Origin of the sequence: Corallococcus sp. 4LFB, from assembly GCF_046520365.1 — a bacterium.
In the GTDB taxonomy this organism is placed as follows: domain Bacteria; phylum Myxococcota; class Myxococcia; order Myxococcales; family Myxococcaceae; genus Corallococcus; species Corallococcus caeni.
This window is the reverse complement of sequence record NZ_JBKGHJ010000226.1, coordinates 1-13,278: the sequence shown is the minus strand read 5'-3', so window position 1 is coordinate 13,278 and position 13,278 is coordinate 1. Positions and strand designations below refer to the sequence as shown.

Below are 13,278 nucleotides of genomic sequence, written 5' to 3'. Positions count from 1 at the left end.
GCCGCGTGGCCACCGCGCAGCCCGCGAGAAGGACCCGCTGGCCGCCGCCTGGGAGCGCCTGCTCTGGGCGGGCTCACGGCTGGCGCGAAGGAGCTGGTCGCGACCTCCGCCGAAATCCTCCGCCAGGGTGAGGCCCAGGCCCCCGCCGCCGTGCGCCAGGAAGCGGCGCGGGTGCTGGGACGGCTGAAGGCGAAGAACGAGGCGCAGGCCCTGCGCACCGCACTGGGGGACCCGGACGCGAACGTGCGCTCCGCCGCCGCGTCGGTGCTGGCCGCGCTGGTGCCGGAGCAGTCCTCGGCCTGGGCGCTGGAGGTGAAGCCCTTCGACCCGGTGGCCCTGGGCCCCACGGGCGCGAAGGTGGCCCCGTCCGCGCTCACGGCCAGCGAGGCCCGCCGGCTCGCGGTCCCCGCGCTCCTGGCGAAGAAGGACCTGGAGCCGCTCAAGTCCGTGGCCGCCGACGCGAAGCCGGAGGTGCGGCAGGATGCCTGGGCCGCGCTGGGCCGGCTGGGTGGAGACGAGGCCGCGGCGCTGCTGAAGACGGCGGCCTTCGACAAGTCGCAGTCGGTGGAGCTGCGCAAGGCGGCCTACCGCGCCCACAAACGTGCACGCCGGGCCGCTGAGCGCGCCCGGAAGGAAGGTCAACCGTCGTGAGCACCGCAACCGCACGTCATCCCGTCGCGCTGAACTACGCCGCGGAAAGCGACGTGGTCGTCACGCCGGACGCCTCGCGCGTGCAGCTGGCCCTGGAGGGCTCGCGCGGCACCGTGGGCGTCAGTGGCCAGGTGAAGGACCCCACCCTCTTCCGCGACGCGCTGGCCGCCGCCTTCGCGGTGCTCTCCAGCGACCTGCGCTACCGGGGCCGCGACCGCACCGCGTACCTCGCGTACCTGATGAAGCAGGGCAAGCGCGCCAGCGCGCAGATCTGGGAAGCGCAGAAGGCCTTCCTCGACAACGCGCTGGAGGGCGAGGAGAAGAAGGACGCTGTCCTGGACCCCGTCCTCACGGTGGATCCGGACCAGGTGTCACTGGAGGTCTTCTCCCGTGACGAGAGCGCCTACGCGCGCCTCGCCTTCGACAACAGCCTCTTCGACAAGCGCGAAGCGGCGCACGGCTCCACCTTCCTGGACGTGCCGCAGGACCTGCCCGCCCGGCTGGACCGCCTGCGCGCCTACGCCCCGGTGACGCTGGAGGCCCACGTCGCCCCCACCGCCAAGGCCGCGCCTACCGGAGAGCCCCGGGCCCCCCGCACGGTGGAGGTCCCCCACGCCTGGCTGCGAGGCTTCCTCCAGGTGCAGTCCGCCGCGACGCTGCCGGCCACCACCTGCTCCATCGCGCCCATCGACCTGTACAACCTGCTCTTCGCGCTGCGCACCCGCCGCTCGAAGAAGGCCCCCCGCGCGCTGCGCTTCGAACTGGTCCCCGGCGCCCCGCCCCGGCTGGTGCTGGAGCCCTGGGAGCAGGTGCTGGAGTGCCACGGCGGCGCGTACACCGGCAGCGCGCCCGCGGTGGTGCGCACCTTCGGCCGTCAGCGCCTCGCCGCGCTCGCGCGCCTGTTGCCCCACGCGAAGAGCGTGCACGTGCAGTTGCTGGGTCCGGGCCTGCCGGTGTTCTGGGTCATCGACCTGGGCGTGGCCACGCTGACGCTGGGGCTCACCGGCTGGACGGAGAGCGGCTGGTCCAGCGCCGCCGCCTTCGACGCGCTGATGCCGCGCGACGTGCCGGAGGGTCTGGCGGAGAAGCTGCGCCTGCGCCTGCGCAAGGACGGCCCCCTCCCCTTCGACGTGCTGACGAAGGACGCGGGAGCCCCGAAGGACCAGGTGCGCGCCGCGCTCCAGCTCGAATGCCTCCGGGGCCGCGTCCTCTTCGACGTGGCGCGCGGCACCTACCGCCCGCGCGAGCTGATGCCCACGCCGGTGGACGAGGCCGCGCTGCGCTACGGCAACGAGCGTGAAGCCCGCGCCCACCGCCTGCTCGGCGACGGCGGCCCGGGCTCCCCCGGCTCCGGAGAAGTGAAGCTCACCCAAGTGCACGACCTCGTCGGCGAGGGCACGCGCATCCAGGGCGAAGTGGTGGACCGCGAGGCGGTGCGCAGCTTCTTCCCCAGCTTCACCATGGACCTGGAGGGCCGCGTGAAGGACGCGGGCTGCGGCTGCCCGCACTTCCGCCGCTCCGGGCTGCGCGAAGGCCCGTGCGAGCACATGCTCGCGCTGCGCCTGGCCTACGCGCGCCGCCGCGCCGAGGAAGAAGCGCTCCGTCAGACGCCGGAAGGCCGCAAGCTCATCCGCGCGGAGACGCGCGCGTACGTGCGCCGCGACCCGGCCACGGGCCTGGAGCAGGTGTATCGCGTGTCGCTGGACGGCAAGGTGGTGGCCCTCACGTGGGGCCCGCGCCTGGGCGACTCGCGCCACCAGCGCCTGTGGTTCGACACGGACACAGAAGCCCGGACGGCGTACTTCAGCCGTTTGGAGAAATTGACCGCGGACGGCTACATCGACGCGGCCTCGACTCTGGTGTAAACCCTCAACCAACGGCCCGGCCGCCGACGGGGCGGCCGGAAGGATGCGGGTGCCGGACGACAACTGAATAGCGAGTAGTCGAGAGAGGTCTGGACTGCATCAGCCTCAGCGCCTCGAGCGCGGGAGCGGCGTTGCGCCGCTCTGGTTGAAATGCTGGACACTCTCCGCAAGGTAGCCTGTTCTTGGCTCTCTCCCTCCGGTGCACTGGTACCCGGGCGGGAAGCGGAACCAACGACGCAGCCGCCGTTTTCCCACCCGGGTACCAGTGCACCGGAGGGGAGAGCCGGTGAGGCTACCGTGCCCCAGGTGAGCTGGTGGTGCCTTCCTGGCCTCCCTCGACTCCTCGCTTCGTCCCGCACCCCATCCTGAGCCGCCGCGCCCGTCGAAGGTGCATCGATGACCGCCAAGCTGGAGTCGTTCGTCCCCGCCGCCCCGCCGCAGGCCGTTGCTGAAACCACGCCCGCCGCCGCTCCCAACACCGCCGCGAAGCGCGAGGCCGCGAAGGCCGCGCACGACGCCCTCCTCGCGCGCTGGAAGGCCATCACCGACGCCGGCGGCACGGATGAATGGGTGCAAGCGCAGCTCGTGTCGAAGGGCGCGCTCGCGGACGAGGTGGACTTCTCCTCGCTGAAGGAGAAGGAGAAGACGGCCTGGAAGGAGAAGAAGAAGGCCGAGGCCGTGGAGCGCCGCGCGCTGGAGCACCAGGCCCACGAAGCGTGGAAGGCCACGCACGTGAACCACCTGGGCGTGGGCATCCACTGGAACGAAGCCGGCGGGCCGGACAAGTTCGACCTGGAGCACCGCGAGGAGCGCGCGCGCCAGAACGGCCTGCCCACGCTGGACTCGGCGGAGGACCTGGCGAAGGCGCTGGGCCTGAGCGTGTCCAAGCTGCGCGGCTTCGCGTTCCACCGCGACGTGGACACGGGCTCCCACTACGTGACGTGGAGCATCCCCAAGCGCACCGGCGGCGAGCGCACCATCACGTCGCCCAAGCCGGAGCTGAAGGAAGCGCAGCGCTGGGTGCTCTCCAACGTCGTGGAGCGGCTGCCCGTGCACGGCGCGGCGCACGGCTTCGTGGCGGGGCGCTCCATCCTCACCAACGCGCTGGCGCACCGGGGCGCGGACGTGCTGGTGAAGGTGGACCTGAAGGACTTCTTCCCCACGGTGACGTGGCGCCGGGTGAAGGGCCTGCTGCGCAAGGGAGGCCTGCCGGAGAACACCTCCACGCTGCTGGCGCTGATGTCCACGGAAGCGCCGCGCGAGCGCATGTCCTTCCGGGGCAAGACGCTGCACGTGGCGAAGGGGCCGCGAGCCCTCCCGCAGGGAGCCCCGACCTCACCGGGCATCACCAACGCGCTGTGCCTGCGCCTGGACAAGCGGCTGTCGGCGCTGTCGCGCAAGCTAGGCTTCACGTACACGCGCTACGCGGACGACCTGACCTTCTCCTGGACGAAGGCGAAGGCGCCCAAGGCCCGCCGCGCGCAGGGAGCCCCGGTGGCGGTGCTGCTGGCGCGAGTGAAGGACGTGGTGGAGGCGGAAGGCTTCACGGTGCACCCGGACAAGACGCGAGTCGCCCGCAGGGCAGCCGTCAGCGCGTCACGGGGCTCGTGGTGAACGAGGCGAAGGAAGGCACGCCCGCCGCGCGAGTCCCCCGCGACGTGGTGCGCCGCCTGCGAGCGGCCATCCACAACCGCCAGAAGGGCAAGCCCGGCCGCGAGGGCGAGTCGCTGGAGCAGCTCAAGGGCATGGCTGCGTTCCTCTACATGACGGATCCGGTGAAGGGCCGCATGTACCTGGAGCAGCTCGCGAAGCTCGAAGCCGCCCCGCCCGCCCAGGCGTAGCCGCCGTTCAGCGGGCCCCCGCCTTGGTCCGCCGTGAAGGCTTCCTCGCCGGAGCCTTCTTCTTCTCCACCGCGGGCGTCGGCGCCACGGCCGGAGCCGGCTCCACGACGGGAGCCGGCTTCAGCGCGGCCTCCGCGAACGCGCGCAGCCGGCGCGGATACTCCTCCGGAGCGGTCGCGGCGAAGTTGCCATGCGACGCGCCAGGGATGCGCCACGTCTGCGCATACGGCGCGACGTGCGCGAACAGCTCATCCAGCAGCGGCTGCCCGGACTCCTCCGTCCCCGCGACGATGAGCAGGGGCCGGGGCTTGATGCGGTCCACCGCATCGATGGTCCGCACCTCATCCAACGCAATCCCCCGCCGCCAGAACGGAACCAGCGCCCCCGTCTGCGTCACGACGCCGAAGCGCCGGAAGTCATAGGCCGCCGCCAGCCACAGCGTGTTGAACGGGGACAGCAGCACCACCGCCGCGACCTGCGGATCCTCCGCCGCCACCTCCGCCACCGCCGCGGAGCCGATGGAGAACCCCAGGGCCCCCACGCGCGCGGGGTCCACGTCCGGCTGCGCCCGCACATACGCCAGCGCCGCGCGCACGTCCTGGCGCTCCTTGTCGCCCCAGGTGGACGTCTCGCCGCCGCTCTGCCCATGCGCACGCAGGTCGAACAGCAGCACCCCGTAGCCCGCGTCGCGCAGCACGCGGGCTCGGGCAGCAGGTCCATGCGCGTCTGCGACAGGCCGTGCACCAGCACCCACGCCGCCTTGTTCCGTGAAGGCACGTACCAGCCGCGCAGCTCCACCCCGTCGTCCGTGCGCAGCGTCACCTCGCGCGCGGAGCCGAAGTCCGCGGGCAGCACCGCCGCCGGCTTCGGGTAGTGGAAGTACTGCTCGGAACGCCACGCCGCGCGGCCGGCCAGCGCCAGCGCCGCCACCAGGACGGGCAGCACCAGCACGCCCAGCACCCGCCCCCACCGGATCCGCTTCAAGAGCCCAGCCATGTCCGCCCCTCTCCGACAGCAAGCGACCAGTACCAGAGGCGGAAGCCCCCGCCCCGGGCTTGTGTTGGCACCCTTCAGACACTTAGACCCTATAGGCGCCAACAGGTCCCTGGTTTACAGTTTAGGCGAACTTTAGCAGCGGCGGCAGAAAGACCGTCCGGGTGAGCAGGCATGACGACGTCGAAGACGGTCTATGACGCGGTGGTGGTGGGTTCGGGCGCCTGTGGCGGTTGGGCGGCCAAGCAGCTGACGGAGGCCGGGCTCCAGGTGCTGGTGCTGGAGGCGGGCCGGAGCGAGAAGGCGGACCGGGCCCTCCACTTGATGCACCGCGTGAAGCAGAAGCTGGGCTACCGCATCGAGTCGGACTCCGGCCGGACCTCGCGCCAGTCCGTGCAGTCCACGAGCTTCGCCTGGCCCTTCCATCCCCACGCCTTCGTGGATGACGTGGACAACCCCTACACGACGCCGGACGACGCGCCGTTCGCCTGGATCCGCGCGCGGCAGGTGGGCGGGCGCACCGGCGTGAGGAGCCACGGCCGCCAGTTCTACCGGCTGTCCGACTTCAACTTCCAAGCGGGCAGCCTGGACGGCTTGAGCCCGGACTGGCCGTTGACGCTCGCGGAGCTGGCGCCGTCCTACGAAGTCGTGGAGCGGTGGATGGGGCTGCGCGGCAACTCGGACGGCGTGGACACGCTGCCGGACTCCGTCTTCTCCGCCCCCGCGCCGCTGTCTCCCGGCGAGGTCCGCCTGCGCGAGAAGGTGAAGGCCCGCTGGCCCCAGCGCCACGTCGTCGCCCGGCGCACCTCGAACGCGCCGGTGACGCTGCCCGCGGCGCTGAAGACGGGGCGGCTCACGCTGCGCTCGCACGCCATCGCCAGCCACATCCTGCACGACCCGACCACGGGCAAGGTGACGGGGGTGTCCTTCATCGACGCGAACTCCGGCACGTCCGAGGAGGTGCGCGCGAAGGTGGTGGTGGTGTCCGCGGGCACCATTGAATCCACGCGGTTGCTGTTGCACTCGCGCAACCGGGCGTTCCCGGACGGCCTGGCGAACAGCTCCGGCCTCGTGGGCCGGCACCTGATGGACCACATGTACCTGCAGGGCATCGAGGCGCGCATGGGCCTGCCCTCGCACCTGCAGCAGAAGGAGCACGGCTGGGCGTACATCCCCCAGTTCCGCAACGTCAGCGAGCGCCACCCGGAGTTCGCCCGAGGCTACGGCGTGCAGGTCTTCACCTTCGACGACCAGATGCACCTGGTGCCCTTCGGAGAGATGATCCCGCGCCCGGAGAACCGCGTCACCCTGAGCGACACGGTGAAGGACCGCTGGGGCATCCCCGCGGCGCACATCGAGTGCCGGCACTCGGACAACGAGCTGAAGATGACGGAGGACGCGGCCACGTCCTGCCAGGAGATGCTGGAGGAGGCCGGCTGCACGGTGGAGAAGATCAACAAGACGCTCTCCAAGCCCGGCATGGCCATCCACGAGGTGGGCACCGCGCGCATGGGCAAGGACCCGAAGACGTCCGTGCTCAACCCCTTCAACCAGAGCTGGGACGTGCCCAACCTCTACGTGATGGACGGCTCCTGCTTCCCCTCGCAGGGTCCGCAGAACCCGACCCTGACGATGATGGCCGTCACCGTCCGCGCCTGCGCGCACCTGGTGGGCGAGCTCAAGGCCGGCCGCCTCTGATGCCCCTCGGAAGCTGAAGACGCAAAGGGGCCCGCGAGGACGGGCCCCTTGCACGGCCGGCGCGGATTGGTTACCTACCAGTCAGTAACTAATCCCCGCGCCCATGTCCCGTCCCCCTCGAGTCCTCGACCCGGAGATCGACGAAGCCGCCCGAGCCGTGTTCCTGGCCCAGGGTCCGTCCGCTCCGCTGCAGGACATCGCGAAGCGGCTGGGCATCTCGCAGGCGGCGCTGCTGCACCGGGTGGGCACCAAGGAGGCGCTGATGTCGCGAGCCCTCCGCCCCGTGCCCCCCACCGCGCTGGCGCTCCTGGAGCCGGGGCCGAGAGCAGACGCCTGCCTCGAGGACCAGCTCCTGGAAGCGCTCCTGCACCACCGGGACTTCCTGCGCCGGTTGGTGCCCTGGTTGTTCGTGCTGCACTACTCGGGGCTCGGCGGAGCCAGGGCCATGCAGCTGGAGACGCCGCCCCCCGTCGCGCTGCGAGAGGGCCTGACGAAGTGGCTCACCCGGGCGAGGCGTGCCGGCAGGGTGGGCCTGGCCAGGCCCGGGGCCGTGGCGGAAGCGCTCTGTGGAGCGCTGGAGGCCCGCTGCTTCAACGCCCACGTGGGAGGAGCCACCTATGCCCCCGGCGACGACGAAGCCGTGCTGCGCCAGCTCATCCGGGTGCTGCTGCCCCCACGGGAAGCGCCGGCACGCGCCCGGAAGAAGCCGCTGAAGAGGAAGCCAGGATGACGACCGCCACGCCCAAGCTGTCCCGCTCCACGGAGGGCCCGGGGCTGATCATCCTCCTGGGAGCGCTCATCGGCTTCGGGCCGCTGTCCATCGACATGTACCTGCCGGCGTTCCCCTCCATCGGCGAGTCGCTGCACGCGACCGCCGGCGAAGTGGAGCGAACCCTCGCGACGTTCTTCGCGGGGCTCGCGGTAGGGCAGCTCCTCTCCGGTCCGGTGAGCGACCGGTTCGGCCGTACGAAGCCGCTGTACGCGGGTTTGCTGCTGTACGTGCTGGGCTCCATCGGCTGCGCGACCGCGCCCTCGGCGGAGGTGCTCGCGGCCTGCCGGTTCGTGCAGGCGCTGGGCGGTTCGGTGGGAATGGTGACCTCGCGAGCCGTCGTGAGGGACCTGCATTCGGGAGCAGCGGCGGCGCGCATGATGTCGCGCCTGGTGCTGGTGATGGGCCTGGCGCCCGTCCTCGCGCCGCTGCTGGGCGGCTGGGTGCTGAGAGCCGCGGGCTGGCGAGCCATCTTCGGAAGCCACGCGGTCATCGGCCTCATCGCGCTGGGAGCGGCCTTCGCCATCCTGCCGGAGACCGCGCCGCCGAGGAGCGGAGCACCCCAGCACCGACCCTTCCAGGCCATGTGGGGCATCACGAAGGCGCCAGACTTCCTGGGGCCCGCGCTGGCGGCGGGGCTCTCGCAGGCGGGGATGTTCGCGTACATCAGCGGCTCGCCCTTCGTGTTCATCACGTTGCACGGCGTGAAGCCGGAGCACTTCGGCTGGTTCTTCGGAGCGAACGCGGCGGGGCTGGTGGCGGTGTCGCAGCTCAATCACTGGCTCCTGGCGCGCGCCTCACCGGAAAGGGTGTTGAAGCAGGCGGTGCGCATCGCCGCGCTCGCGGGGCTGGCGCTGGTGGCGGTGGCCGCGACGGGCTTCGGTGGGCTGTGGGGCATCGCGCTGTCGCTGTTCGTGTTCGTCTCCAGCCTGGGAGCCATCACGCCCAACGCGACGGCGCTGGCGATGGAGCAGCACGCGAAGCAGGCAGGCATCGCATCAGCGGTGCTGGGAGCGCTCCAGTTCCTGCTGGCGGCCGGAGCATCCGCGGCGGTGAGCGCGAGCCACGACGGCACGGCGAGGCCCATGGCCCTGGGAGTCGCCATCGCCGCCCTGCTCGCTCTGGGAGCACTCGGCCTGACGAAGCGGGCACGGCGGCCCTGAGCCGCGCCCCCTGCGTCCCGAGTGGGATTGACACTCCGGAACGAGGCACCCGATGGTGCGATCCGAAATGCTTGCTCCCTTCTACTCCGCCTGTCCCGTCTGCAAGGAGACCGGCTCCCGTCCGGTCGTTGCGTTCCGCGAGCTGAGCTACGGCCGTTGCACGGGCTGTGGGCTCATCTACAAGCGCGAGCAACAGCCGGGCCTGGGCGACGGCTACGAGGAGAAGTACTTCAAGCACAACCGCGCGAAGTACCTGAGCCGCTGGGACCACCGGGTGCGCAAGTGCCTGCGGCAGGTGTTGGTGAGCCTGGAGTACGCGCCGCACGCGAAGGACCTGCTGGATGTCGGCTGTTCAGCGGGCTACGTGTTGGAGGCCGCGCAGCGAGCGGGGCTGAAGGCCACGGGGCTGGACTACTCACAGTTCTCGGTGAACCTCTGCCGCGAGCGAGGCTACACGGCCGAGTACGGCTCGCTGACGCAGATGCCGTTCCCGGATGCGTCCTTCGACATCATCACGCTCAAGCACACGCTGGAGCACGTGGACCAGCCCATGGACGGGCTGCGTGAAATCCAGCGCGTGTTGAGGCCGGGAGGCGTGGCGTTCGTCATCGTCCCGGACGCGGCGTACTACAAGATCATCGTGATGCCCCGGAAGGGCCGCTCGTTCCGGCCGGACCGGCGAGGCTGGCAGCACCACGTGTACTTCTACGAGCACAACCTCGCGGACGCCTGCGCCAGGGCCGGAATGCAGCCGGTGAAGGCAGGCAAGGACATCCTCCGCCGGAGGTTGGCGAAGGGAGCGAGGGCCCCGTACGAATACGTGCGCTTCGCCTTCCTCTGGGCCTGGGTGCAGGTGTGCCGGCTGACGCACCTGCGAAGGGAGATCCAGGTCATCGCCCAGAAGCCCAAGGCGGACGCCCAGCTCCCCGCCCAGAAAGCCGAAGCCGCCTGAACAAGGTCGCCGGCTCGTGAGGTCGTCAGGGAGAGGCCGAAGCCATCACACCGGGACGGGACCAGGCCGGTCCACGCCGCGCCGCCGGATCCACACGCCCAGCACCACGGACAGCACGAGCGCCACGGGTCCCAACCAGTCGCCCCACGCCCCCGCGAGCGAGCTCAACCGATCCGCCGCCGGCACACGCATCACGGTGCTGGCGCGCTGGTTGTCCTCCAGCTCGGAGGTCCACGTCCCCGCCGGGTCAATGAACGCGGAGATGCCCGAGTTGGTCACCCGCACCTGGGCCGTACGCGTCTCGATGCTGCGAAACGCCGCATGCATCAGGTGCAGCCGGGGCGCGGGAGTGCCGGAGAACCACGAGTCATTCGACAGCGTGAGGAGCAGGTCCGCCCCCTGGCGCACCTCCGCGGCGACGTAGTTGGGAAAGAGCGCCTCGTAGCAGATGAGCGGAGCGACCTTGAGCACGCGGCCGCCGTTCAGCCTGAAGTCCACCAGCCGTGGGCCAGGACCGCGCTTCCATCGGCCGGTCCAAGGAAGCCAGGCGCGGAGCGCAGGCGTATCCACCGCGTCCGGAACCCACTCCGTGAGCGGGAACAGCATCGTCTTGCGGTAGGCGGCCTGCGCCAACTCGCCCGTCGCGGAGGGCCCCAGGAACATGGCGGCGTTGAACTCGCGTTCGCCGTCCAGGTCGTACGTGCCGAACACCAGCGGCACACCCCGCTCCGCGACCCACGCACGGATCTCATCATCCAGTGCGCCGCCGTCCTCGCTCTTCGGAGTTCCGAACGTCGTCGGATACACCGTCTCCGGCCACACCAGCAGGTCCAGCGGCGCCGAGCGCAGCAACGCATCCGACATCGCGTAGTGCGTATCCAGGATGTTGCGAACGACCTCGTAGGTCCCCTGCTCCGCGGCCAGCTTCTCAATGTTGGTGATGTTCGCCTGCACCGCGCCCACCACCAGAGACGGAGCCGAGTGCACCGCCGCACGCACCTGCCCCAGCCGCACCCGCCCGTAGCCCCAGCCAGACACAGCCAGCACGACCGCCAGGACCACCGGCCCCAGCCGCAAGGAGCGCCGGGAAGCCAGCCCCTGCGCCACCGAGACGACACACTCGTTGATGAGCAGCAGCACCAGCGTGAGGCCCGGAGCGCCGGCCACGTCCGCGCCCTGGCGCAGCGTCTCCGATGCATAAAGTCCGTGGCCCAGCGTCTCGGCGAACAGCTTGGGTGTGAGCCACTCGGTGCCCACGTACGCGAGCGCGGTGAGCACAGGCGGCACCCAGGCCAGGCGTGGCGCCTCCCCCACCTGTCGGCGCGCGTACCATCGCACCCAGGCAGCGGTGAGGAACTGGAGCTCCAGCACGGGAGCGATGAGCAGGAACACACCCCAGCACAGCCACACCGGCGCACGCGAGTACGCCGCGATGGCGCCCGGGAACCAGCCGAACACCGCCGCGGTGAACGCCACCGACAGAAGGACGCCCAGGGCCACGGCACCACGAGCGGAGGGAGCCCGATCCACCGCCGCGAGCCACGGCGCCATGGCCACCGCGCCCAGCCACACCCAGCCCGGGTTCAGTCGTCCGAACAGCGCGAACAGCACGGTGGTCGCCGCGACGCCCAGGAGCGCCCCGGACCACCCCTTCACAGACGTCACTGCGAGTCCTCATCCTCGACAGGAATCTCCAGCAGCCGGTGAGGCATGCCGGGGGGTGCCAGCTCCTCGGGCACCACGCGGTTCTCGGGGATGGGGATGGGCTGCCCGTTGGCGTCCCTGGGCGTGAAATCCGGATGGAACATCAGGATGGCGGCGAGCGGCTGGCCGTTATCCGTCGTCTGGTAGTGGCGCATGAAGCCAGGGGGCAGCTCGAAGTCGTCAGGCACGACGAGCCCGCGCTTCAACGGCTTGGTGCCGCGCTGGTACAGGGCCGTCCCGCTCTTGCCTTCCGGAGGGGGCTCATCAACAGGCATGGGAGCGGATTCCTCCACGGGCGCAGGCGCGGCGACAGGGACGGCGACAGGGCGCACCGGTGGGCGCGCTGGTTCCGGCGACGGAGCCACCGGCACGGGGCGCGCGGCCACCACGATGGGGGGCAGGTCCTCCACGGGAACGGGGCGGGAGAGCCACCAGACACAGAGCCCCACGCACAGCGCCGTGATGGCCAGGGCCCCCCCGATGAGCCAGCGACCCACGCCGCCAGGGGACTCGCGCGAGGGCGTCACCCGCGTCACGCCATTGGAATCGGTGCGACGCTCAGGGCCAGGCTGCGGGGAACGCATGTTCTCGGGAGGCCTCCAGGGTGCGTATGCTACGGAAGCCGCTCGCAGCGAGGCAATGCGCACGCGGCCATGCCCTACCATGACCGCTGACGCGTCCGGCCCCTTCCCCGTCCACGCCTTCACGCCTCGGCTGCGCGCAGTGGGAGCGCTCCTGCACGCCGTGATGCTGGGCACGCTCTGCTACTTCACCGCGCTGCTCTTCAAGGACGTGCTCGCGGGCACGCAGTCGCTGCTCCCCGGGCCGCTGGCGGCGGGACTGGCGGTCGGAGGAGTGTTGCCGCTCATCGCGCTGCGCCTGCTCCGCCTGGGCACGAAGGCCACCGTCACGGTGCGTCCAGAGGGACTGGTGCTCACCCAGCAAGGGGGAGCGCACTTCGAGATTCCATTCGAAGCACTGGCGTCCATCCACCCGTGGCGTCTGCCCATTCCAGGCCCGGGCCTCACCCTGCGGCTGCGAACGGGGCAGGCATTCGACCATGGCCTGGAAATCCAGGCACCCATGCCGCTGCTCGCGGCGCTGGGGAGTCGGGGAGAAGCGCGGAACGACCCGCGGGTGAGGTATGCGCAGGCCCGAAGCGAGAAGTGGCGCAGGCGTTGGTACGACCAGGCATTGAAGTACGGACTGGTGCCCGGAGTGCTCGCGGGCATCTTCTTCCGGGCGCACCAGTACATCTCCTTCGGAGGGCCCTTCGGAGAGCTCCAGATGTACGGATGGACGGCGTACCTCACGTCCTTCTTGCGCACCTGGCTGCCAGTGTTCCTCGCGCTGTTGTTGTTTGGCTGCTTCTGGAGGGCCTTCGCTGAAGCCTTCTGCTTCGGCGCCGCATGGCTGGGTCCGAGATGGGCACGCAATGTCCGCGTCGGCGCTGAATGGACCTGCCGGGCGCTCTACTACGTCGCCCTGCCAGTGTTTCTGGCGGTCCGCCTGCTGGGCTGATTCGCAAAGGCAGCCACCAGCGAGCGGCGATCAACGCTCGCGCCAGAGGGGCGGCGGGGAGAAGCAAAGCCCGCAAAGACAAAGCCCCTGGCGCCTTGCGGCACCAGGGGCTTTCAAAAAG

13 protein-coding genes are annotated in these 13,278 nt (G+C 70.8%); 10 read left to right on the top strand and 3 right to left on the bottom strand.

Translation table 11 applies throughout. The features are described 5' to 3' along the window. From ACLEQD_RS23095 to ACLEQD_RS23080, 4 genes are all read left to right on the top strand, one after another. Nucleotides 1-651: HEAT repeat domain-containing protein (locus tag ACLEQD_RS23095; protein ID WP_410386796.1), on the top strand; the 651-nt coding region annotated here is incomplete at its 5' end. Further along, nucleotides 648-2,516, top strand: a complete 1,869-nt coding sequence (locus ACLEQD_RS23090; protein WP_410386794.1) for an SWIM zinc finger family protein — start codon at nt 648-650, stop codon at nt 2,514-2,516. The genes ACLEQD_RS23095 and ACLEQD_RS23090, both read left to right, overlap by 4 nt. A 396-nt stretch (nt 2,517-2,912) precedes the next feature. Next, the gene (locus ACLEQD_RS23085; protein ID WP_410386792.1) at nt 2,913-4,130 is read left to right on the top strand and encodes a reverse transcriptase family protein; all 1,218 of its coding nucleotides are present in this window, start codon (nt 2,913-2,915) and stop codon (nt 4,128-4,130) included. Continuing rightward, nucleotides 4,127-4,357, top strand: coding sequence for a hypothetical protein (locus tag ACLEQD_RS23080; RefSeq protein WP_410386790.1), 231 nt, complete (start codon nt 4,127-4,129; stop codon nt 4,355-4,357). The genes ACLEQD_RS23085 and ACLEQD_RS23080 overlap by 4 nt, the downstream gene beginning before the upstream one ends. 7 nt (nt 4,358-4,364) lie before the next feature. On the opposite strand, the gene ACLEQD_RS23075 is transcribed toward ACLEQD_RS23080, so the two are convergent. Continuing rightward, nucleotides 4,365-5,054 carry an alpha/beta hydrolase gene (locus tag ACLEQD_RS23075; protein ID WP_410386788.1) on the bottom strand — a complete coding sequence of 230 codons (690 nt, stop codon included), beginning with the start codon at nt 5,052-5,054 and terminating at the stop codon, nt 4,365-4,367. A gap of 21 nt (nt 5,055-5,075) precedes the next feature. Here ACLEQD_RS23075 and ACLEQD_RS23070 point away from each other — a divergent pair, with 21 nt between their 5' ends. The 5 genes from ACLEQD_RS23070 to ACLEQD_RS23050 all read left to right on the top strand — a co-directional run bounded on the left by ACLEQD_RS23070 (nt 5,076) and on the right by ACLEQD_RS23050 (nt 9,932). Continuing rightward, nucleotides 5,076-5,231: a hypothetical protein gene (locus ACLEQD_RS23070; RefSeq protein WP_410386786.1), complete on the top strand. Its 156-nt coding sequence runs from the start codon at nt 5,076-5,078 to the stop codon at nt 5,229-5,231. A gap of 293 nt (nt 5,232-5,524) precedes the next feature. After that, nucleotides 5,525-7,048: a GMC oxidoreductase gene (locus ACLEQD_RS23065; RefSeq protein WP_410386784.1), complete on the top strand. Its 1,524-nt coding sequence runs from the start codon at nt 5,525-5,527 to the stop codon at nt 7,046-7,048. Nucleotides 7,049-7,151: 103 nt separating this feature from the next. After that, nucleotides 7,152-7,778: a TetR/AcrR family transcriptional regulator gene (locus ACLEQD_RS23060; RefSeq protein ID WP_410386782.1), complete on the top strand. Its 627-nt coding sequence runs from the start codon at nt 7,152-7,154 to the stop codon at nt 7,776-7,778. Beyond that, nucleotides 7,775-8,980 (top strand): multidrug effflux MFS transporter, encoded by a 1,206-nt coding sequence (locus tag ACLEQD_RS23055; RefSeq protein ID WP_410386781.1) that lies wholly within the window; start codon nt 7,775-7,777, stop codon nt 8,978-8,980. Before ACLEQD_RS23060 ends, ACLEQD_RS23055 begins: the two co-directional genes overlap by 4 nt. Nucleotides 8,981-9,032: 52 nt before the next feature. After that, nucleotides 9,033-9,932, top strand: coding sequence for a methyltransferase domain-containing protein (locus ACLEQD_RS23050; protein ID WP_410386779.1), 900 nt, complete (start codon nt 9,033-9,035; stop codon nt 9,930-9,932). Nucleotides 9,933-9,977: 45 nt separating this feature from the next. Here ACLEQD_RS23050 and lnt read toward each other — a convergent pair whose 3' ends face one another. Together lnt and ACLEQD_RS23040 are read right to left on the bottom strand one after the other, a co-directional pair. After that, a complete protein-coding gene (lnt, locus tag ACLEQD_RS23045) occupies nt 9,978-11,597 on the bottom strand; it encodes an apolipoprotein N-acyltransferase (RefSeq protein ID WP_410386777.1) in 1,620 nt (539 codons plus the stop codon). Then, nucleotides 11,594-12,172, bottom strand: a complete 579-nt coding sequence (locus ACLEQD_RS23040) for a hypothetical protein (protein WP_410386775.1) — start codon at nt 12,170-12,172, stop codon at nt 11,594-11,596. The genes lnt and ACLEQD_RS23040 overlap by 4 nt, the downstream gene beginning before the upstream one ends. Before the next feature lie 127 nt (nt 12,173-12,299). Between ACLEQD_RS23040 and ACLEQD_RS23035 the strand changes: the two genes are divergently transcribed. Beyond that, nucleotides 12,300-13,157 carry a hypothetical protein gene (locus ACLEQD_RS23035; protein ID WP_410386773.1) on the top strand — a complete coding sequence of 286 codons (858 nt, stop codon included), beginning with the start codon at nt 12,300-12,302 and terminating at the stop codon, nt 13,155-13,157. The last annotated feature ends 121 nt before the right edge of the window (nt 13,158-13,278 follow it).